20 protein-coding genes are annotated in these 20,853 nt (G+C 44.8%); 6 read left to right on the forward strand and 14 right to left on the reverse strand.

From position 1 onward, the window contains the following. Positions 1 to 999 carry an isocitrate/isopropylmalate dehydrogenase family protein gene (locus ACLSSO_RS05740; protein ID WP_413944322.1) on the reverse strand — a complete coding sequence of 333 codons (999 nt, stop codon included), beginning with the start codon at positions 997 to 999 and terminating at the stop codon, positions 1 to 3. A 461-nt stretch (positions 1,000 to 1,460) separates the two neighbouring features. On the opposite strand from ACLSSO_RS05740, the gene ACLSSO_RS05745 reads away from it, so the two are divergent. From ACLSSO_RS05745 to ACLSSO_RS05755, 3 genes are all read left to right on the forward strand, one after another. After that, positions 1,461 to 2,102, forward strand: a complete 642-nt coding sequence (locus ACLSSO_RS05745) for a matrixin family metalloprotease (RefSeq protein WP_295900292.1) — start codon at positions 1,461 to 1,463, stop codon at positions 2,100 to 2,102. A 108-nt stretch (positions 2,103 to 2,210) separates the two neighbouring features. Then, on the forward strand, positions 2,211 to 2,447 hold the full coding sequence (locus ACLSSO_RS05750) for a hypothetical protein (RefSeq protein ID WP_295900291.1): 237 nt from the start codon (positions 2,211 to 2,213) through the stop codon (positions 2,445 to 2,447). A gap of 104 nt (positions 2,448 to 2,551) precedes the next feature. Beyond that, the gene (locus ACLSSO_RS05755) at positions 2,552 to 2,848 is read left to right on the forward strand and encodes a helix-turn-helix transcriptional regulator (RefSeq protein ID WP_295900289.1); all 297 of its coding nucleotides are present in this window, start codon (positions 2,552 to 2,554) and stop codon (positions 2,846 to 2,848) included. Here the strand turns inward: ACLSSO_RS05755 and ACLSSO_RS05760 are convergent. From ACLSSO_RS05760 to ACLSSO_RS05770, 3 genes are all read right to left on the reverse strand, one after another. Next, positions 2,811 to 4,094: a hypothetical protein gene (locus ACLSSO_RS05760; protein WP_413944323.1), complete on the reverse strand. Its 1,284-nt coding sequence runs from the start codon at positions 4,092 to 4,094 to the stop codon at positions 2,811 to 2,813. The genes ACLSSO_RS05755 and ACLSSO_RS05760 overlap by 38 nt on opposite strands. 31 nt (positions 4,095 to 4,125) lie before the next feature. Beyond that, positions 4,126 to 4,434 carry a hypothetical protein gene (locus ACLSSO_RS05765; RefSeq protein ID WP_413944324.1) on the reverse strand — a complete coding sequence of 103 codons (309 nt, stop codon included), beginning with the start codon at positions 4,432 to 4,434 and terminating at the stop codon, positions 4,126 to 4,128. Between the two features lie 272 nt (positions 4,435 to 4,706). Continuing rightward, entirely contained in the window at positions 4,707 to 4,991 is a 285-nt protein-coding gene (locus ACLSSO_RS05770; protein WP_413944807.1) for a hypothetical protein, read from the reverse strand. Positions 4,992 to 5,187: 196 nt separating this feature from the next. On the opposite strand from ACLSSO_RS05770, the gene ACLSSO_RS05775 reads away from it, so the two are divergent. Continuing rightward, the gene (locus ACLSSO_RS05775; protein ID WP_295900280.1) at positions 5,188 to 6,054 is read left to right on the forward strand and encodes a PBECR2 nuclease fold domain-containing protein; all 867 of its coding nucleotides are present in this window, start codon (positions 5,188 to 5,190) and stop codon (positions 6,052 to 6,054) included. A 34-nt stretch (positions 6,055 to 6,088) separates the two neighbouring features. On the opposite strand, the gene ACLSSO_RS05780 is transcribed toward ACLSSO_RS05775, so the two are convergent. The 3 genes from ACLSSO_RS05780 to ACLSSO_RS05790 all read right to left on the reverse strand — a co-directional run bounded on the left by ACLSSO_RS05780 (position 6,089) and on the right by ACLSSO_RS05790 (position 8,498). Continuing rightward, the gene (locus ACLSSO_RS05780; RefSeq protein WP_413944325.1) at positions 6,089 to 6,841 is read right to left on the reverse strand and encodes a hypothetical protein; all 753 of its coding nucleotides are present in this window, start codon (positions 6,839 to 6,841) and stop codon (positions 6,089 to 6,091) included. 182 nt (positions 6,842 to 7,023) lie between these two features. After that, positions 7,024 to 7,464, reverse strand: a complete 441-nt coding sequence (locus ACLSSO_RS05785) for a hypothetical protein (protein ID WP_413944326.1) — start codon at positions 7,462 to 7,464, stop codon at positions 7,024 to 7,026. 140 nt (positions 7,465 to 7,604) lie between these two features. After that, complete coding sequence (locus tag ACLSSO_RS05790; protein ID WP_413944327.1) at positions 7,605 to 8,498, reverse strand: DUF6635 family protein; 894 nt, start codon at positions 8,496 to 8,498, stop codon at positions 7,605 to 7,607. Positions 8,499 to 8,713: 215 nt separating this feature from the next. Here ACLSSO_RS05790 and ACLSSO_RS05795 point away from each other — a divergent pair, with 215 nt between their 5' ends. Then, positions 8,714 to 10,210 carry an FMN-binding glutamate synthase family protein gene (locus ACLSSO_RS05795; protein ID WP_413944328.1) on the forward strand — a complete coding sequence of 499 codons (1,497 nt, stop codon included), beginning with the start codon at positions 8,714 to 8,716 and terminating at the stop codon, positions 10,208 to 10,210. Between the two features lie 3 nt (positions 10,211 to 10,213). Here ACLSSO_RS05795 and ACLSSO_RS05800 read toward each other — a convergent pair whose 3' ends face one another. Genes ACLSSO_RS05800 through lnt form a run of 3 tightly spaced genes read right to left on the reverse strand, consistent with a single transcriptional unit; the run spans position 10,214 to position 15,602 of the window. Further along, the gene (locus tag ACLSSO_RS05800) at positions 10,214 to 11,662 is read right to left on the reverse strand and encodes a lipase maturation factor family protein (RefSeq protein WP_413944329.1); all 1,449 of its coding nucleotides are present in this window, start codon (positions 11,660 to 11,662) and stop codon (positions 10,214 to 10,216) included. A gap of 21 nt (positions 11,663 to 11,683) precedes the next feature. After that, complete coding sequence (locus ACLSSO_RS05805; protein ID WP_413944330.1) at positions 11,684 to 14,014, reverse strand: endonuclease MutS2; 2,331 nt, start codon at positions 14,012 to 14,014, stop codon at positions 11,684 to 11,686. Further along, positions 13,992 to 15,602: an apolipoprotein N-acyltransferase gene (gene lnt / locus ACLSSO_RS05810; protein ID WP_413944331.1), complete on the reverse strand. Its 1,611-nt coding sequence runs from the start codon at positions 15,600 to 15,602 to the stop codon at positions 13,992 to 13,994. Before lnt ends, ACLSSO_RS05805 begins: the two co-directional genes overlap by 23 nt. Here lnt and ACLSSO_RS05815 point away from each other — a divergent pair. Next, the gene (locus ACLSSO_RS05815; RefSeq protein WP_413944332.1) at positions 15,601 to 16,437 is read left to right on the forward strand and encodes a hypothetical protein; all 837 of its coding nucleotides are present in this window, start codon (positions 15,601 to 15,603) and stop codon (positions 16,435 to 16,437) included. The two genes, lnt and ACLSSO_RS05815, sit on opposite strands and share 2 nt — an antisense overlap. A 23-nt stretch (positions 16,438 to 16,460) precedes the next feature. On the opposite strand, the gene ACLSSO_RS05820 is transcribed toward ACLSSO_RS05815, so the two are convergent. The 4 genes from ACLSSO_RS05820 to ACLSSO_RS05835 all read right to left on the reverse strand — a co-directional run bounded on the left by ACLSSO_RS05820 (position 16,461) and on the right by ACLSSO_RS05835 (position 20,846). Then, entirely contained in the window at positions 16,461 to 16,727 is a 267-nt protein-coding gene (locus ACLSSO_RS05820) for a hypothetical protein (RefSeq protein WP_413944333.1), read from the reverse strand. Then, the gene (locus tag ACLSSO_RS05825; RefSeq protein ID WP_295900324.1) at positions 16,708 to 17,013 is read right to left on the reverse strand and encodes a type II toxin-antitoxin system RelE/ParE family toxin; all 306 of its coding nucleotides are present in this window, start codon (positions 17,011 to 17,013) and stop codon (positions 16,708 to 16,710) included. The genes ACLSSO_RS05820 and ACLSSO_RS05825 overlap by 20 nt, the downstream gene beginning before the upstream one ends. 156 nt (positions 17,014 to 17,169) lie before the next feature. Further along, positions 17,170 to 18,555, reverse strand: a complete 1,386-nt coding sequence (locus ACLSSO_RS05830; RefSeq protein ID WP_295900261.1) for a S8 family peptidase — start codon at positions 18,553 to 18,555, stop codon at positions 17,170 to 17,172. A gap of 128 nt (positions 18,556 to 18,683) precedes the next feature. Further along, positions 18,684 to 20,846 (reverse strand): tetratricopeptide repeat protein, encoded by a 2,163-nt coding sequence (locus tag ACLSSO_RS05835; RefSeq protein ID WP_413944334.1) that lies wholly within the window; start codon positions 20,844 to 20,846, stop codon positions 18,684 to 18,686. Positions 20,847 to 20,853: the final 7 nt, after the last annotated feature.

Genomic DNA, 20,853 nt, shown 5'->3' on the forward strand with positions numbered 1-20,853 from the left:
TTATCCTAACTTTTGAATGGTCGCATCTGTGAAAGAAACCGTTGTTCCTTTACCACCCAAATCACCCGTGCGCGCATTCACATCAGACAATGCCGCCACTAAAGCTTTCATGATTGCATCGGCTTTCGTATTTTCACCAATGTGTTGAAGCATCATCACTGCTGATTGCAATAACGCTGTTGGATTGGCTTTGTTTTGGCCTGCGATATCAGGAGCAGATCCGTGAACCGCTTCAAAGATCGCAGCCTTTTCGCCAATGTTAGCACCTGGAACAACTCCCAAGCCGCCGACAAGTCCCGCGCAAAGGTCACTTAAAATATCTCCGTAAAGATTTTCAGTCACAATCACGTCAAACTGTTGAGGCTTCGTCACAAGCTGCATGCAGGCGTTATCCACGATCACATCTTTTGTTGTGATGTTGGGATATTGCCAGCCGACTTCTTGCGCGACTTTCAAAAACAAACCGTCAGACATTTTCATGATATTGGCTTTGTGAACAATCGCCACACGCGGCTTTCCGGTTTTTTGTGCAAGATCATAAGCGTAACGAGCGATACGTTCGGAACCTTTGCGCGTGATGCGTTTGATACTCTCGGCTGTATCTTCATCGACCATACGCTCGATGCCTGCGTAAAGGTCTTCGGTGTTTTCACGCACGATAGTTAAATCTACGTCGTTACAAACACATTGCACGCCCGGCAAAGAGCGCACAGGACGAACATTCGCGTAAAGATCGAATTTCTGTCTCATTGTCACGTTGATGGATTTGTGACCACCACCCACGGGAGTTGTCGTGGGACCTTTGATTGCCAGTTTTGTTTTATTAATAGAATCACACGTCGCTTGCGGAAGAAGATCCCCTAAAGTGTGCAGCGCGATTTCGCCGGCTTGATGTTCTTCATATTCAAAGGGAGCTTTCACGTGTTTTAGAACGCGGATCACCTGAGTCATGATCTCAGGACCAATTCCATCACCAGGAATTACAGTCAGTTTCGTCATTACAAAGACCTTTCTATTGATGCCTTATTTTTAGCACGCGCGCGCTGGTAGGGGGAGCTTTTCTTGCTCCTTACCAGGGAAGGTGGGATGTGGTGAATGGCTTTGTGGCTCTCTAGGTTTCCCCGGGTGGGGCTGGAGCCGGAGTGTCTCATTTCGAGACTTACTAATCTCTTAGAGCAAGCGCTGGGCCAGGCCGTTTGGGTTCCTTTTGCACCACACTTTGCGGCGAGGGGGTGTTGGGATCTTTGACACCTCTAAAGCTTAAAAAAATCCAGCACTTAAGGCTTTTTTCCGCGGTTGTCTGTTCTTGAGACACCGACTTTTAAACGAATGCTCTTTTTCAAGCACTGTGACGGCTAACAATAAAAGCTGAATGATTTTGGTGGTTTAGATGGTGGTATCGCGACTCCGGCAGATGGCGCTTTCTTTGTATTTGAAGAAAGACAGTGGAGGTCGCTCTCATGTGGAAGTGGCTAGGGACCGCGTTGGTCCTTATTATAGCATTAACAATTCAAGCCTGTGCGCCGAAGGCTCAAGACGATTGCGGATTCGTTCAAAACGTCTATGGCGAGCGCATTTCTTGGAAGAGCGATGTCCCGGTGACAATGCAACTTCACTCATCCATTCCTGACTCTATGGTTCCGGCGATTCTTTCTGCGGCAGAGACGTGGGAGAGAACTGCGGGTCGCAAACTCTTTAATATCGTCACGTACCCTCGTTACTCAGGTCCGATCAATCCACACAAAGACGGTGTGAACGTCATTTATTTGATGAACACATGGGAAGACAACCGTGGCTCAGAGCAGGGCCGTACCAGCGTGTATTGGATTGGTGATCTTATTAAAGAAGCGGACATTCGTTTGAACGGCGCTGATTTCGGATTCTACTGGAACAATCAAACACTGACTCGCGCGGCGAAAATGGATCGCGCCAATTCGGCTCCCGTTAATATTGAAGCTTTGGTGCTTCATGAAATGGGACATGTTCTGGGTTTAAAGCATAAAGATGGACAGGGTTCGGTTATGGCGACGTATTTAGCGAGCGGAGACGATCGCGTGCACCTCGCGGGAACCGATCAAACGGCTTTGCAGTGCGAATACTAAGGCGCTCAGCATTGTAAAATGTCCATGTAAGTTTATTTAAGTTGTTGGAATCGAAAAAAGCTAACTAGACTTTTAATTCTGCGCCGACGGAAGGCGAAGGAGAACCAAATGAGAGTGATCAATTTAGATAAGAACACACAAGCTGAAGCAACGGTTGAGTCTTATTTGGGTTCTTTTTCCGAAGCGTCTCCTGTGACTCATAAGTCTTATCATGAACTCGCAGACACTCCTGTTGTTGAAGTCGATGCTTTGGCTCAACTTCAATCCAACATCGAAATGCTCAGCGATCTTCAATCACGTCTTTCATTTGTGATGAGAGAAGTGCGTTACCTAATGAAAGTGTAATCAACCTAGTTCGAGCAACACTAACTTCCACCGCGGGTGGAAATGTGAGTAATCCCCTACTTGTGTTAGATGACAGTTCCGTAATATCCCTATTTAATCGGGATATGGGAACAAATCTCGGAGAATTCCGAAAATACATTCAGCTTCACTTTGAAAAGTGGGGACTTACGAAGGCGGAATGCGAGATTGGCATTCTCATCCTGCGTGGTTACAGTCTTCGCGAAATTGCCGAACAAAGAGGAACTTCAGAGACGACAACTCGTCAGCAAGCTCTGAGCCTCTATAAAAAAGCCTCGCTAGAGGGGCGTCACCAATTGTCGGCTTTCTTCATTGAACATCTTTTATCTGCAAGCGGAAGTGAAACTACGCCTTGCGATCAAAACGATTCAGATTCCCTTTAGGGATGTGATACACGACCCAGTCACCATCGCGCTCGCGAGTCATGCCTTCAGTAATAACAGGTTTTTCAAAAGGGAACTCTTCACGGAAAGTTTGGAAGTTGGAACTGCTCACAATCTTTCCGTCATCTTCCACTTTATCTTTGAAAGAGCGTTGGCCCGTGATAGTCGCACGATCTTTTTGGATCGTGACTTTCACATTGTCTTTTTCATGTTCAGGAACAAAAGCTTTTAAAACGTAAAAATCAGGGTTTTCACGCATGATGCTGCCGCGATCTTCGACTTTGTAAAATGGATCATTGCCTTTGTTGTCGTATTTTTCAGCGGCCTTAACGAAATCCTTACGTGTCTCCGCGAGTTCACGGACATAGCGTTGCTTTTGAATATCTAGAGACTCACGTTGAGCGTCTTCATTTTTTGCATAGAGATTTTGAAAGCGTTCATTCTGAGTCTTAAGCTGGTTTTCATTAGCGACTTTGGAATGTATCAAACGATCCGAGTACTGTTGATTCAGGCGCTGCTCTTTAGAATCCCACTGCTTCTGTTGTTGTTCGTAGCGGCGGGCCGAGTTGTCTTGCAGGCGAGTGATTTTGTTTTCTTGGATTTCTTGCTCACGAGTCAGAGCTCCCTCACCTTTGGCTTGCAGTTGCGCGTATTCTTTTTCATTGCGCGCACGAAGGCGTTCTTGCGCGTTTCTTCCGCGCTCGACTTCATTTGTGATCGACATGTCGTTTTGTTCGCGCTGGTGCTCTAAACGTTTCTGACTAAACTCGTTCATCTGAGTCATGTCTTTATTGTATTTTTGTTTGGCGTTGCGAAGATCTTCCGCACTTTTTTCGCGAACCTGATCCACACGCGCTTGCGAGCTCGTTTCAATCTCTTGCACTTTTTGACGAGCATCTGCTTGCGCCGCTGCGACTTGTTGTTGGCGTTTGTCGCGCGTGCTGATTAATTTTTCGTCGTAAGTTTTTTGCATTGCCTGCGTGCGAGCATTGTAGTTGTCGCTAAGGCGCTGTCTTTCGGTAGAGGCTTCTTCAGCCATTTCCCTTTGACGGTTGCGAATGTGATTTACGGCGGCTTCGTTTTGTTCCGAGATCGCTGTTTTTTTATCGTCGTAGTATTCTTTAAGATCCGAAATCTCCGCTTCGTTTTTGCGAGCGATGTCTTTCTTTTTGCGTGAGTATTCGGCTTGAAGGTCATTCAAGTCCGCTTGCTGAGATTTGCGCGTGGAATTGTCTATCGACGACATGAATGTAGTGTATCAAAATAATACATCTACATTAAGGTGCCGCGGTTTCGCCTTGAGGAATCTGGCCTTTCGGGTTGGGGCAGAGAGCCTGAAAGTCGCCTGTACGTCCGTAGCAGCGCCACGTATCGATGTAAGTGACCTCTTCATCGGCAGCGACGGGATAGTAGTAGCGATACTGAATATGATCGAGCGTGCTTTCAACCAGACGGAAGTCCTGGGAAGGATTTTGAGGATCGGCGGATTTTTTTGTGATCTTCAAAAGAAACACACGATACTCAGCGTGACTGAGAGTCGGGGCGAGGATCAAAAAGAAAGCCGATAAGAAAATCCGATATTTCACAAATCTTCCTATCGGCTTTGCGGTGGGAAACCTTGATAATCCCGATGAACTCAGGATAACCAGACAGCCAACGCTTCGCATTAAATATCGTGAGTGGTTTCGAATTAGAACTCCAGGAGTTCGACAAATTTATAAACTTCAGAATTTCCCCTCGAGAAAGAGAAGAAATGTCCAACGAACTGACAAAGTTTTAGACAAAAGGTGCCTGCTTCTTTTTTGCAGTACTGCGCATTAGTTGCTGCAGTGAAGTGCAAAAAAGAATCAGGCACCTTTTAGTGTTTGTGCTCGTTGTTGGCTCTGACTGTGTTTTCTACGATGTGGAAATAAGCTCTCACTAGCATTTGATAAGACTCGGGATCGAGAGCTTGTAGGTACGCCATTTTTTCGAAATAGCTTTTCTTCGCAATCAGCTCTGTCATGACGTCTTGGACTTTCTTCATTTTGTCGAAGCTGTAAAAGTCCTTGTCGTCTTTCACTTCCTTGAGAACATCCGCGATAGACTTATTGTCAAAAAGAACATGAACACCCATGGCTGAATGAGAGAGCAAAGCCTCCATTCTTTCCAAACTTGTCTCTTCTATATTGACCAAGAAGCGCCTCCTGTTGCGACGTCTTAACCTCGATGGTGAGTAATAATCTTTCACCTTGCAAGACCAAAAATAGAACTATGACGGGGCTTGTCGTGTCGTCTATCTTTTCTATTGTTGAGAGTCGAGAATCTCTCGATAATAAATTGTGAAGGATACGAACGATATGGCGAAAACAAAATCCCGTGCGAAAAAGAAAACTCCCAGCTCTCCCTCTGAAAAAGAGTACATTCTTGTCGATGAAGCGGCAGGTCTTATCTTTGAATCAGAGAAGGATCTTTTCGGTTATTTTGAAGAAGCCATCAATAAATTAGAGGGAGAGTATCAATCTTTACGATCTCCTGACGATTTCACTGATGAAGAACAGATTGCCCATGAGCATTATCTAGAGGCGACATTGGATGAACCCGATGAAGTCTGGATGGATGAAAAAACCATGGAAGACTATGCAATCTATCACTTCCTCAAAGCTTTTGAAGAAGGCAATGAGATTTTTAAATACGTGGCAGTGGCCTACGTGTCTTCTGAAGACGAATATCCGACTTTTGTTTTTATTCACTTCCCGACAAAAGACAGTCGTTTGTGGCAAAACTACCAGCGCGGTGAATTGGTTTACGACAAAACTTTTGAAGAAGTCGCGGGCGGCGCGATTGAAGGCGATGCTCTGGGTGAGGGTGATCCTCTGGCGATGGGTCTTTACTTAGCGATGCTCAAAGTGCGTGGCGAGAAAGACATTCCTCAGGATAAGTTTCAAGACTTTGCACCTTTGCGCGAAGATACCATTGAAAATGCTGATGAGATTTGGCGTAAGAATGATTTAGATGGAAACGTTTTGGTGAGCTTTATTAAGGAATTCCCTGATCACGAAACCACGAAAGATTTGGTTTATATCGCGGTCACTCAGGAAGACGAAGAATCTAACGTTCACTCTCTTTTGTTTTCTTTCCCGACTACGGATCGCACTTTGGTGGATCGCTATCGCCAGGGTGATAATCTGCAGGCCGATGAGGTCTCTCAAGAATCCGCTCATTAAAAGGAAAAAGGTACCTGGTACCTTTTTCCTCATCTTAGAAGCACAAGCCTTGAGCCATTGATGTGAATTGCGCTGCTGAGTAACCTTGGTCCTTGTAGTTTTTGAAAGGATGCAAGTTTTGCAGAACTGTCGCGCGTGTGGCACCTGTTGCTTCGAAAGCGTAGTCAGCAGGGTTTGCGTAGAACAGTGGAAGCAAGCCATCTACTTGGTTCAACATTTTATTTGTCGAAAGATCGTAGTTAGAGATTCTCAACACATCGTATTCGCCTTGAGTGTCTTTCAAATCAACCAAGATATTTACGCTGTTAAAGAATGTTTGTGGATCTGTGATACCCATGCCAGAAGCGATCGTAACAACATCACTCCAGCGAAGAGTTGTTTTCCAACCTGTCAAAACCTGACCTGTTGAAGCATTAGCAACCAGGAATTGAAGTGGAGTTGGATCCAAGTAAGTCGCGCCACTTGTATTTGTCATCCATTTCCACATAGCGATGTAAGTTTGGTCTGATTTGAACGTTGCAGGCAAAGCTGTTAAGCGTGCATAAGCATAGTCCATACGAACGTTGTTAGATGCATCAACATAAGCTCTGAGTTTTGCAGTGATATCCGAACCTGATGCTTGGTTGCAGTAAGCAAGAGGTTTTGTAGAAGAAGAAGTGTTATCGGTTGGAGTCACGCGGCTTGAAAGATCCGAAGATCCTACTTGGTTGCTAGAGCCGCAAGCTGTAAGGAAAGCGACTGCACTTAGAGTAAGGATTGTTGTGAAGATTTGTTTCGTATTTTTCATAAAGCCCCCTGATGCCATACTATAAAGCAATGGCGGTGCCATATTTCACTCTGAAACAAATTGATTTTCGCTGTGTTTTTGATGACTTACGAGAGTGGCTGTTCTCACTCTGAGGCGTTCTCAGAGTGAGTCGTCAAACTTCTATGAGAGTGCCGCACAAGGAGCGTCACTTTTTGCGCTTCTTAGTGCACGGTGACTGTGATCTGGCCTGTCACATTGAGGCCCTGAATCTCAAGAGCACCCATTGAAGGACCATTGCCTGCGCGAACAGAGCCGATATAAACGTGTTCAATGTGAGACGGAAGCTGTGTTGTTCCAATGATGTGGCCGTCTTTAATTAGCGACACACTTAAGCCACCGTAAGTAGCGCCTGAAACGCGGATATTTTCAAAGCTCACGCCGAACGCTTTAGAGATCAAAGCAAGGTCCGACATAAGTTCTTCGGCAGAGATGTTTTGTCCAGAATTGATTTTCTGCTCAAGGACTTTCACAAGATAAGCTGCGATATTAGAAGCGCCGTACACGGAGGCAAGTTCACTGTCGTTCATTTCCTGAAGCTTGGCTTGAGCTGTCGTGCCCGCGAAAACAAACAGAGCCGATAAAAGTAAAACCGCTTTTTTCATAAGAACTCCTTTTATGAGGAGGACTTCTATCATAGGCGCGGAATGCTTTTCTAGGGCGGGTTTAAAGAACTGCTCGAATATAGAAATCGAACAGGTATTTACTGGGAATCGCTGTTCAGACTTTAGACGCTCATGAAAAATTAGCTGGCAAGTTTGTCATTTGCCGAGTGGCGAAGGGACTGTTTGATCTCTTTCTTAAGCAAAAGAAATAATTTTTCTTCGAGATTTTCCACAAGCGTGGTGAGCTTCTTATTGTGAAGTCCAAGCTTCTTCCGGACCGGGTCGCTCATGATCGCGGCGAAAATACTAAATGCCGTCAGCAAGGTTCCCACAGCAAGAGTCGCCATATAAATTTCTGTGCGAGTTGGAACGGGCGGGAAAAATCCGTAAAAAGTGGATCCCAACTTTTCGCCCAAAAAGAAATGCGAAGCCGCTTTATCGCGCGCCATTTTTCTCGCGATCTTGTTGCCCAAACCCAAAAGGCTTAGACTTTTATCTCCAAAAAACCACCAGCCCGCTGCGAGTGTCATCAAAGAACCGGCAAGATCCGCAATGAAGGCTTGGCTTGCAGTGTATTTTTCGATCTCTTTGATAAATTCTTTTTGAATTTTAGATTCGTCGATTTGCAGTTCTTTAGAAAGCATAAGCTTGGCAAACGTGGGATGTTTGCGAAGTTCCGTAAGCAGCGCTTCGGAATCTAAAAGTTCTGTGGCGATCAGACGTTCAATTTCTCGTTGATAACCTGTTTTGATTCCGGAAGGAACTTTCTCCATTGTAGGACTGAGCTTTGTCCAACCCATCTTATCTAAAGTCTCTACCGATTTTTTGGCGGAAAGATAGGGAATGGCCCACAAGGTATTTAAGGGGCTGTAGAGCAAATCCAAGGGAAAGGACTTCTTTTGAATGGCGAAAGTCTCTTGAATAGAGAAATGACGCTCGATGAAATCGCCGATGCGATTCTTACGGTCCTCGATGTATTTTTCAATGCACTCGTCCAGGGCTCCCAAAATGGGGGCCAAAGTCTGTTGATCCATGACGTTTTCCATCCGTGATAGGTCTATTTTTTCAAAGAACTACGGGAAATAAAGAGAAATCACTCGCAGTGTCCTGTTGTAGGAATGTCCGTTTTTCTGTATAGCCTGTAGTCACGAACGCGAGCTTTTGTAGATATTAAATTGAGTCCAGTTGATCTATATTGATGGCGTTTTATAGATAATAATTTGGTTTCAACAAAAGAGGTTTTTTAGACATGAGACGGGAATTCTATATCGCATTTTTCGCGGCGATTGTTTTGAATTTTATTTTTTATTTAGCTTGGCCGCCGGGATTGTATTCACTGATCTTCTTTATTCCGTTTTTTGCTTTAGGTTTCCGCGATATTCGCCAGCACCGTCATGCGATCAAATCCAATTTTCCTGTTTTTGGTCATTTCCGTTATCTTCTTGAATCCATCCGTCCAGAGATCAATCAATACTTTATTGAATCCAATACCGACGGAAAACCCTTCAGCCGTGAACAACGTTCGGTCGTTTATCAGCGTGCTAAAAAAGTTCTCGATACGGTTCCTTTTGGAACTCAGCACGATGTTTACGAACAAGGTTATGAGTTCGTCACTCACTCTCTTTATCCAAAACATTTAAGTCGCAAAGATCTGCGTGTCACAATCGGCAGCGATCTTTGTAAACAACCGTACTCTATGTCGCTCTTAAATATTTCAGCGATGAGTTTTGGTTCTCTTTCTACAGCCAGTATTTTGGCATTAAACGGGGGAGCTAAAGACGGACACTTCGCTCACAACACCGGTGAAGGGGGGATTTCTCCTTATCACTTGGAGCCAGGTGGAGATTTGATTTGGCAAATCGGTACAGGTTACTTCGGTTGCCGCACACATTCCGGTGATTTTGATTCGGAGTTGTTTAAGAAAAACTCCAGTCATCCCCAAGTGAAGATGATTGAGTTGAAACTATCTCAAGGGGCTAAGCCGGGCCACGGCGGGATTTTGTCTGGCAAAAAAGTGACGCCTGAAATTGCAGCAATTCGTAATGTGCCTTTGGGTAAAGACGTGATTTCACCTCCGGGACACAAAGCTTTTTCAGACGCCAAAGGGATGCTTCAATTTATTTCTACATTGCGTGAGCTTTCTGGTGGCAAGCCTGTAGGTTTTAAATTTTGCTTAGGCCATCGTCAGGAGTTTGAAGAGCTTGTGGCTTTGATGAAAGAGCTTAAGCTTTATCCTGACTTTATCGTTGTCGATGGCGCTGAAGGCGGAACGGGGGCAGCTCCGTTAGAGTTCACGAATTACATCGGAACTCCAGGCATGGATGCGCTGGTTGTGGTCGTTGATACTTTGAAAAAAGCAGGTCTTAAAGATCAAATCAAAGTGATCGCGACAGGAAAAATCACAACGGCATTTGATATCGTGAAGCTGCTTTGCATTGGGGCTGATGCGACTTATGCCGCTCGTTCGATGATGTTAGCGTTAGGATGTATTCAAGCGCTTCGTTGTAACAACAATAAGTGTCCAACGGGTGTGGCGACTCAAGATCCAAACTTGGTTAAGGGTCTTCACGTGCCGACTAAAAGAGAGCGCGTAAAGAACTTCCATCAAGAGACATTAGAGTCTGTAGCTCACATGATCGGAGCGATGGGAGTTGCTCATCACAGTGAATTGCGCCGTCATCATCTTCACAAACGCGTGGAAGAAAACGTTATCAAGACATACGCGGAAATTTATTCCGAGGCGTAAGCGTTACGCCTCTTCTGTGAATTCTTCTCTTTGAAAAACGGGACCGTAAGATCCGACGAAGTCCCGTTTCCACCAAAGTCCTTCTTCACGAAGTTCTTTAAAACTCGCAAATTTATATTCGTAGCGCTGAATGCGTAAGGCTTTCGGTGCTTTTCCTTTGAACGGGTCTTTTGCAAATAACATAAGAACGTCCGGAGATTCTTGAAAAATACGAGTGATCAGGTTTTGCAGCCACAGATTTTCGTTAAACCCTTCAAGAGCTGCGAACCACATTTGCCAATCTAAACGCGGTTGATGTGGGGCCACGATGGGTGGCATCTTTTTTAAAGAGACAGGCTTATAGCTAAACTCGTACTCTTCCCAGTGATGACCGTCATTGCTGCCTTCTAAAACAAGTTCAAGACGAGTTTTCGTCATCACTGCAAAAAGACCGTAGGGATTAGAAATGCGGAAAGGATAGAAAAAGCGCATGTAGGGGAGCATGAAATCCAGCGCTTTGCTTTTTTCAAAAAGACTTTTGTAAATCCAAAACAAGGAAGAAGGAATTAACAAGATGGCTGGAATCGCCGCGATGTAAGTGGGAATTGTCGTCGCCTCAAGCCAGTTGATTTTAAATCCCCAAGCTGAATCGGGAAGAACGCCAAGGCATAGACCTAACGTCAGAAGATTGAAGAAGCCGTAGTTGCCAGTCAGGATGATTAAAATTTGCAGCAGGATAAGGAAAAACACGGCAAGAATCTGTTGTGGTCCCGGAATGAAAATAAAAAACGGTGTTACGATTTCAATAAAGAAAAGAACCAGCGTACTAAAGCGCTGAAAATGGAGAGGCAATTTGTTGGCAAAGAAAGCCAGCGGCGTCGGAAGCGGTTGAGTCCAGTAGTGGTATGTCATCGCAGTCAGATCTTTCCACGACGTATCTTTATTTGTAAGCTTCACCACGCCCGACAAAAACATCAGCTTAAATAAAAGGAATAAAGTTAAGCCATAAAGAATCGGATGAAGCACATGTGCTCCAAATGGAATCCACTCCCATTGGTAAGGCGCAAAGAAAAGTCCTAAAAAACCAAACTCTAAAAGCAGACTGTCCCACTGATAACTTAAGAAAAGCTGCCCACAGCTTACAAAAGACAAATAACAAACAAAACAAATGAGCAGCATAAAGCTTTGACTGAAACCCAAAAATGACAGCGAGGAGGCCATCATTCCAATAAAGCAAACAGCTTTCAGCGCAAAGTCTGAAGAGAACAGCCAAAACACGGAAGGCACATGATAAAACCGTTCGGCCTTCATTTCGTTGTCTAAAAGATTCAGAAGATGATCGATCGACAAAATACCTTGTCGACCAAAGAGCCCCAGAAGTTGCGGCATTAAAGATAAAAACGCCACAAAATAGCAAAGGCTCAAGGTCTTTGAAAAAATCCAGCTTGAGATATTATAGTCGACAAGCAACATAGGACTCCTGTGGGGCCGCTTTTACGCTTCGCCGAGTTCTACCCAAGTAATACCGTCTCCGCCACCTTCGGGCGAGCCTGCTTTCCATTTCTTCACGTAAATAGAACGCGATAGATATGTACGCACGGCTTTTTTCAAAGCTTCCGTTCCGTGTCCATGAATGATCTTCATGCGATCTTCACGGGATTGAGCGGCCTTATCTAAAGCCAGTTCCAATTCTGACAAAGCGTCTTCCACGGTTTTTCCACGCAAATCCAAAGTGCGATCGTCATCGGCAAGAGCGACAGAGAAAGAACTTCCCTGGCGAACAAGTTGTGATGTCGGGTTTTGCGGTTTTCCGGGGAGTCGTAATTCCTGCCAGTGCAGTTGCAATCTCACAGAACCAGAAAGAACCAAGACTTCACCTTTTGAGTTCGGTGTACTCTGCACGATTCCATCTTGATTTAGTGAAACGACAAAAACTTTCGATCCTGGCGGGAATTTTTTGGCAAAGTCTTCCGCATTTTCGGGAGCACCGGGTTGCGTGATCGGTTTTGCTTTCACGATTTCAGGAAGTTTGTATTTGATCTCTTGCAAAGCCGTGTGACGTTTAAAGGTCTCTGTGACTTTGGCTTGAGCAATGGCTTCTTCCACTTTGCGCTCAGCTTTTTTAACTGTGCGCTGCAACCATTCGTCTTTGTCTTTATTGAATTGCTCCAAAAGACCTTCGTATTTCTTTTTCATCGCAAGAGCTGCATTGGTTTCTTTGCGTAAGTGCTCTTGCAAAATGGAAATATCACTTTTAAGTTGCTCAATCTGTTCAAGGCCTTCAAGACGCGCCCGTGTTGCTGGAGCTAGTACATCCAGCGCTCTTTGCACGATCGCTTGAGAAACACCTACGCGCTTTGCTGTTTGGATCGCCAATGAATCGCCGGGAATACCTGCGATAAACTGGTAAGTCGGGCGACCTGTTTTAGGATCGTACTCAAGACTGCCGTTGAGGACACGACTTTCTTCATCCCAACCAGATTTTAATGGCCCTAAGTGTGAAGTGATCACAGCGAAGACATCATTGTTTGAGAATGTTTCAATGAAACTTCTTCCCAAAGCACTTCCTTCTTCCGGATCTGTGGATCCGCAGATCTCATCGATCAAAATCAAATTATCACGATGTTTTAAGCTCGCGGCTTTTGAAAGGATTTTTAAATGGGCAGCAAAGGTACTGAGTTCTTCATCCACACTTTGCGCATCGCCAATGCCGATCAAAATGTCCTTAAAGAAAGGAATCTTCGAAGTTTCACTGGCGCAGATCGGAAGTCCACAGCGCGCCATTTGTGCGGCAAGGCCGATGGATTTAAGCAAAACAGTTTTACCGCCAGCATTCGGGCCGCTGAGAAGCAAAATACTTTTACGACCTTCCAGCAAAACCGAATTTGAAACGACAGGTTTTCCTGAAAGTTGCAAAAGCGGGTGGCGCACTTCAATCAGTTCCATACTTTCTTTAGAAAACTGAATCGGGTGGGCATTTACTTGAGAAGCAAACTGCGCTTGAGAAAAACGCACGTCGCACTCTTCAAGAAGAACACGGCTGCTTTCAATGTCAGAAGCCTTCGAAGAAAGATAACGAGAAAGCTCAGTCAAAAGTCTTTCGATCTCATCTTCGATTTCCACTTCAATTTGACGCAAGCGATTGTTTGTCGGAATGACCTTTTCAGGCTCCATGAAAACAGTTTGTTTTGTTTGTGAAGATCCGTGAATCACGCCAGGCAAATGATGTTGCATTCCACTGCGCACAGGAAGCACCCAACGGCCATCGCGAGTGGTAACGTATTTATCTTGCAACACGTTTTCCATTTGGTGATCTTTCACCAAACGATCGAGTGTACTTTGTACTTCGCGGGCCAGACGTTCTTTTTCTTTATAAAGGCGGAACAATGTTTCACTGGCATCCGCGCGGATTTCTCCGTTAGGAGTCAGAATCTGATCAATCGCAGAAAGTGGTTCTTCTGCTTTCATCAGACTTGCAGAAATATTTTGTGCCCATTCATTTTCAATCGGAGTGAGTGCTTCTTTAAGCGCCAACACTTCAAGACAGAAACTGCGCACGTCTTTGATTTCAAGATTTTTTAAAACCGCACTTTTGCGAAGACGAGCAATCCAAGTGGAATACAAATCCAAACTTTGCATGAAGGGACGGACCCCTTGATTCAAGACTTCCGTAGCTTGCGCGATTTCTTGGAAACTGGCATAAGCTGCCTCCGGTGAAGACAAAGGTTTTGTCGTCATCACAGTTTCGCGAGCCGCCTCACTTGTCGCGTGAGAGCGGATTTTTTCTAAAATTTCGACCCAATCAAGAACGACGAGATCTTGCATGAAGAGCTCCTGTAGTTACCAGCGCGATTAAAACAATAAGGAGCAGAACCCAGTCCCAGTGTCCCCATTGCACATACAAAGTGGTTGGCGCTTTTTTAAGATACTTTATCACAAACTGACCGCTCCACTCTTCGTGAAGAGGTGATTTTTGTAGAACGTCACCGTTTGCTAAAACGGCTGTGCTAATTCCGGTGTTAGTTGAACGAATCAAAGGGCGACGCACTTCAATGGCGCGAGCTAAAGTCATATAAAGATGTTGCTGCGGCTCTGAAGGGCGACCAAACCAAGAATCATTCGTGACGTTGACAAGAACGTCGGCTCCTTTTTTCGCAAGGCCTCGAGTGAATTCAGGATAAAGGCCTTCGTAACAAATCTGTCCACCCCAGTGAATGGATTCTCCGTTGCGTTCCCATTTCATTGTTGTTGGTCCCTGACCGCGACCAAAATTGGAAACAAAAGGAAGAAGTTTGAGCAAGACGGGGAACTGTTCGCTCAATGGCAAATATTCACCGAAAGCGAGAAGCTCTGTTTTGCGGTAAGGCTTATCCAGGTTGTTGCCGTTGGCATCGACCAAGAAAAGACCGTTGTAAGTGGAATGATCGATTTTCTCATCCGTGTTGATGTCTTTAGAATAGGCACCCGTGATCAAAGGTTTTCCCAAGGGAGCTAAGCCGTCGGAAAGAAGCTGCGTGTGTTTTCTTCCCAGAAGATGTTGATCCAAGTAGTCGGGGAAAGCGGTCTCTGGCCAAACGAAGATGTCTGTTTGCGGAAACTTCTGCGCAGCATCGCGAGTCATATCCAAAAACTTATTCGTGATCGCTTCTTGATAGCCTCGGCCTTTTTCGGCGTAAATCTTTTCTAGGTTTCCGATGTTGGCTTGAATGACGGTCGCGCGGAATTCTCCATCAAAGTGCTTCCACTTCTGTCCATGCCAGTAGCCGATGCCCACTAATGCAGCAAAGGTCAATGTAAGAAAACTTAAGTGAGTGAGAGCTTTTTTGACGTAACTTTGTTTAAGCCAGATGTAACCCATCCATGCATTGAACAGCAACACGATGGAAGAAAGGCCTAAGAATCCAATGATGTCGGCCAAGTTGTACGTCGGAATTTTTGCCCAGAAAAGGGTATAACCTAAATTCCAGTCGAAAATGACCGGCCACACGCGCTCAAGCAAAGACTGTAGAATCGCAATGACGAAAAGACTTTTTCCCGCACTCAGTGAAAAACGCAGACGGAGCCACGTTCCCAGAGCGACAGCCACGGGAATGTAGAGATGCATGAACGCACAAAAAAGCAGCAAAGCCATGACAGACGTGGACCACGGGATTTGACCGAACTCGTGCGCTGTGTAAGCAATCCAGTGAAAACCGATGATGCTCAAAACAAACTGTGTAACCCACGCGGCCCAGAAAGAATCTTTCACTGTGCGACTTTCTTCAGTCGCGTAAAGCCAAAGTGGTGTGTAGCAGAAGATCAGCGCCCAAGGCGGAAAAGGGATGTAGCTTGTTCCAACCAAAATGCCTGAGAGAATCGCCCAACGAAAATCGTAGGCTTTATGCTTGAAAAATTGAATCGATCTCTTCATCATGGTATTAGTAACACAAAGAGTGAGTGAGTCCACTGTGAATTTAACGACGAAAATGAAAATTCGATGCCCCTCATGCGCCAAGCTGTACGAAGTTGCGAGTGATGATATTCATTCGGAAACTCCGCTGTTTCAGTGCATCTCATGTGAGAGTCGATTCAGTTTCGAATATCCTCCAACGGACCCGCAAAACGTCTTGTGTTTCATGGTTCCGGTTGTCGCTGAAACTCCGATTGTGACTGATGCTCAGCATCAAGAGGCTTTGCCAGCGGTAGAGCCGGGTGCTCACGAAATGAAGTCATGCCCTAAGTGCGGAGCCTTGAACGGCCGTCGCGCGAAAGAGTGTTACTCGTGCCACGTGCTTTTTGAGCGTTTGGAAGGTCTTCCGAAAGATCCAAGTTTGAAAGCGCAACCAAGTCTTGTGCGCAAATGGAAGAACTTGGTGGAGAACTTTGAAAATGAAAGTCTTCATGATGAATTCATCCGCGCTTGTCACGAGTTGGATGCTCTTCGTTTCGCAACATTGAAGTACGAAGAATTAAAAACCGCTCAAGGCGGCGATCCCCAATGTGATCAAATGATCGCGCGTATCAATAGCTTGATGTTGGTGGGACTTTCGCAAAAGCCTTTGGCGAAGAACGAAGCTCCAGTTCGTCCGAAGTGGCAGAAGTATCTTTACTGGGGACCGTTCGGTCTAAGCGCTTTGTTGATTCTTTTAGGCATGATCAACCTAGGTCACCGCAACTTGATTGGTGTCGGCGTCGCTCTGGCATTTATGGCAGCGGGACTCATCATCATGATCCGCGGAAAGATCAGTCTTTCCGATTTCATCGACTAGAAAAAGGTACCAGGTACCTTTTTCTACGCAGCAATTGCTTTTAATAAAGAGCTTAGAGTCTTCACTGTGGGATTAAATTCTCGTTTTCCTTCAATAAGATCATAAAGCGTTTGTCGCCCTAGTTTTGATTTTCTTACCAAGTCAGCTTTGTTCTGTAGACGAATTTGGGTGATGAGCACGTCTTTCAGCATATCAATGTCTCCATCAATCAATGCTTCAGCTAAAATTGACTTTAGGGTTTCTTTATCTAACTTAGATTCATCGAGAACTTTATGTGAAGCTAAAACCACGGGCTTTGATTTCTTTGAGGAGCTTTTTTGCTTTTTCAATGTCTTTGCTTTGGCCATGTTTTGTTCCTCCAGCTAATATTACGATTAATTTGCTTTCCACGCGTGCGATGTAAACTCTCAAGCCGGACTTCCACTTAAGTTCAATAAGTCCGTCGAAAAACTTCATGACTCCGAAGTGGCTATCAAGGGCAATCCTGTCTAGGCGCATTTGGATTTTCGCTTGAGTTTCTCGATCCTGCCGTTTCAACCATTCTTCAAAATGGTCCGTCTTCAACAATGAAAACATCGTTTTCAAGATGAAACCTCCATAAGTATACGCTATTGCGTACAATTAGTAAATTTCATTTTGTAAATGCAAATTTCGGGGGGGATTCCCTAGTAGATTTAATGGGTTATATTGTAGTTTGAAATCCGAAAGGCGGAGGTATAAAAAGGGAAGGGATTAAAACCCTTCCGTTCCTTGTTTTGTACCGAGTTTTGTTGGGCGCACTTTAGAGCCCGTACCGATGGCGTCGATCAAAGATTTTCCGAAGTGGGTCATCTCTTTGGCTGTTGGGTCGATACCGTCATCAATCGCATCTTTGGTATTCGTGTCGTTGGGATCAACGGTGAATTTCAAATTCTGCGGATTTAGGGCAACACCACCTGAAGAAGAAACGCCTTGATCTAAGATCGTCAAAGCTTTGTAGAGATTGAGCTGACGAGACGTTCTTGTTTTTGACGCCAACTGAGTTTGCGCGTCTCCTGTTGCAAGAATATATTTTTTCACGTCTTCGGCTTTAAAAGACTGTTTGTGAGCCATTACCAAAGCCGCAGCACCTGTCACAAACGCGGTTGCTTGTGATGTTCCAGTCATATATCCATAAGAACTTCCCGGAAGGCAGGAAAGAATATTTTGTCCCGGAGCTGCGATGTCCACCGTCTCAACGCCATAGTTCGAAGACGCAAGAACTTGGATCGAAGGATCAATCGCTGTTACAGAGATGATATTGCTCAATTTGTAATCGGCAGGGTAGTAGTGATATTGATCGGAATTCGATCTTTCATTACCCGCAGCTGCGACAAATAGAATTCCCTTTTTCTGAGCTTCGGCAATAGCGTCGTGCTCTTCTTGCGAGAACTCCGTTCCGCCACCTGAGTAATTAATAATATTCGCACCCATTTTCACAGCGTACTTAATGGCTGCCACTGTGTTTTTCAAATTGTCTGTGCCTGGAACTTTTGGATCGTAGTATTTAAGAATCATCAAGCTCACTTCAGGAGCGATACCCGTAATACCTTTTCCGTTTCCAGCTTCAGAGCCAATGATTCCTGCGATATGAGTTCCGTGACCGTGATTGTCATCGAGTTTTGGATTGTTGCTAACAAAGTTCCAACCGTAAACGTCGTCGACAAAACCATTGCCGTCGTCGTCAATACCGTTTGTTGCTTTGTCGCGGCCTTGAGCGTCTTTGCCTGTCTCGCCAGGGTTTCTCCAAAGATTGTGAGCTAAGTCTTCGTGTTTAACATCAATACCTGTATCGATCACGGCAACGACGATATCGCGGCTGCCTTTAGTCACAGACCATGCGCGAGCTGCATCGGATTTTTTTAATCCCCAGGCTTGGCTGATCGCAGGGTCGTTGAAAAGAGCGCTCGGCTCGTCTTCGACTTTGTCTGTTTTTGAAGTGATGAAAGAGTTTTCAAAAATACGATTGCTATCTTTTTTGCTCGAACTTTGTGTGCGTGATGGAGATGACGATTCTGTTGAATAGAGATAAATCCCTAAACCGCCAAAGAAAACCAAACCGACACATGCTGCTGCAATCCACACTTTGCGAGAAAACATGAATTTTCCCCTTTCTCCACCATTTCTTATCGGTGTTTAGGGGAGCCTTCATAATAGTCTTTTCGGTTTTTCCGCGAGATCAAGGCCCTTAGTCTTGTATCAAAATGAGATTAGACTAAGGAAGCCTCTTATTTTTTAAGAGCCAGAAGCTCTTCAGGGAACTGAGTGCTTTTTTCTGGATTCAGCAATCTTTGATAGAACACATAATTTCTCATCACAAGTTTGATGTAGGCACGTGTTTCTTCATAAGGAACTTCTTCAATAAACTCGACAGAGTCGTCTCTGTAGCGGGTCTTAAGCCATCCACGAATAGCTCCATCGTTCGCATTGTAACCAGAAACTGCCAAGATGAATTGGTTGTTATACTTTTTCATCAAGGTCTTTAGTTCAAATGCACCCAGTGGAATATTGATTTCAGGCTTAAACAAATCCAAGGCCTCGCTGTATGGCAAAGAGTTCTGTTTTGCGAGCTGCTTAGCGACACTCGGCAAAAGTTGCATCAAGCCGAAGGCATCCACGGGGCTGCGCGCTTCCGGATTGAACGCCGACTCTTGACGGATGATGGAGAAAATAAACTCTTGAGGGATGCCACTTTTTTGAGAAGCATCGGCAATAATATCACCGAACGCTTGCGGGAATAAAAGATCTGGATGGTCATTGAGCAAACGATCTTTCACTTCCGGTTGAAGAGCGCCAATTGTTGAGAAAAGGGGTAAATAAAGTCCCGTGCGCGCATAGCCGGAAGACATTGCAAGCCACGTGTCTTCAGCAGTGACATTGCGTTTTCTAAGATCTTCGGCAGCACTATTAAGAACTTTTTCCGCGAAAGGTTTTTCATTCACGGCGATCAACCACTCGGTATTTAAACGAGTTTGCGGATCAAGTTCACCAACACCAAGAAGGCTTAAACCCTCAAGCTCTTTGTGATCCACTTTCAACGGTGGGAAGTATTGTTTTTGCTCACGAACAGCGATCACGCCGTAATACCCCAATGGGTCATCTTTAACCAGTGATTGCAATTCCGCAGCAGCTTCCACGTTTTGATTTAGCTTTGCAAAAGAACGAGAAAGCCAAAATCTAGCGCGAGCTTTGTCGGAAGGATCTTTTACAAGTTCTTTCATCTGCTGGAAGCTATTTCTTGCGTCTTCCCATTTTTCTAACTTGTAGTAGTTCCAAGATTTTAACCAAGAGATTTTATCGCGCAGACCAGGAAGGCTGATCGGTTGCTGATAGCTTGCCTCGAAGTATTCAAGAGCTTTGGTGAAGTTTCCTTTTTCTTCGTCGATACGACCTAAGATAAAGTAAACCTCATCCATCGGATAAAGACCGCGAAGCAGACGGTGGGTTTCATTTAAAACTTTCACGGCTTGCGATGTTTGATCTTCGGTCCATAAAGTTTTTGCGAAAAGAACCTGAGCATCGTGATAACGGGCCACAGCTCTGCGATCTTTTTTATTTTGCTGGAATTGTTTTTTTGCCCAATTCACAAGATCTGCTGTGGCATTGATGTACTCACTGCGACGTTGTGCCACTTTGTAAGTCTGGCGGATGTTTTTTAAAGCCTGAAAGCTGTCATCCGTTGTCGCTTGTTTTGATGCGAGAATCTTTTTATAAGTTTTTAAAGCCGCATCAAAATCACGGTGAAAGCGATAGTCGGAAGCGACACCGCTAAGATCGCGGAAAGTTGGAAGAGGATTTAAACGTGGGGAATTTTTGTAAAGCTGCGTTTGAATTTGCGCAACATCCTCTTTGGCTTCCAATTTTTGCGCAATCAAGAGCGCTTTAAGATAAAGTTCTTCTTTATTCTTTTTATTGTTCTCAAGTTTCGCTTTTTCAACGTAAGCAGAAAGATCATCGCGCAGATCTTCTGTCTCTAAGGCTTCTTTAAGTTTAATATCCACATAAAGATCGCGATACCAAGGCGCTACGTTGCCAGGAAGCTCTGTGAGTTTTTCTTTCGCAGGACAAACTTCGTACGCACGAAGAAGAGCCAGATCATGCAAAGGAAAATCATGCTCTGTTGAAAGACTTTTAAAGCCCTCGCAAGATTGTTCAGGAGAAGTTTCTTTTTTTGCCAAAGCAATGGAGTAGGTTTTCCACCAACGAATATTGTCTTCTTTAGCGCCGACTTCTAATTTTTCCAAATCAGAAAGGGGAGCTGATTTCCATTTGCTTAAGAAATTAGGAATGGGTGGTGTGAGGCGCTTATCAATACGCGTATCAAAGCGCGAAGTCGTCGCGCAACCCATAATAACTGAAAAAAAAGAAAGGGCGATTATAATTCGAGGCATAGCCCTG

It is taken from the genome of Bdellovibrio sp. HCB-162 (assembly GCF_047344985.1).
Classification (GTDB): Bacteria; Bdellovibrionota; Bdellovibrionia; order Bdellovibrionales; family Bdellovibrionaceae; genus Bdellovibrio.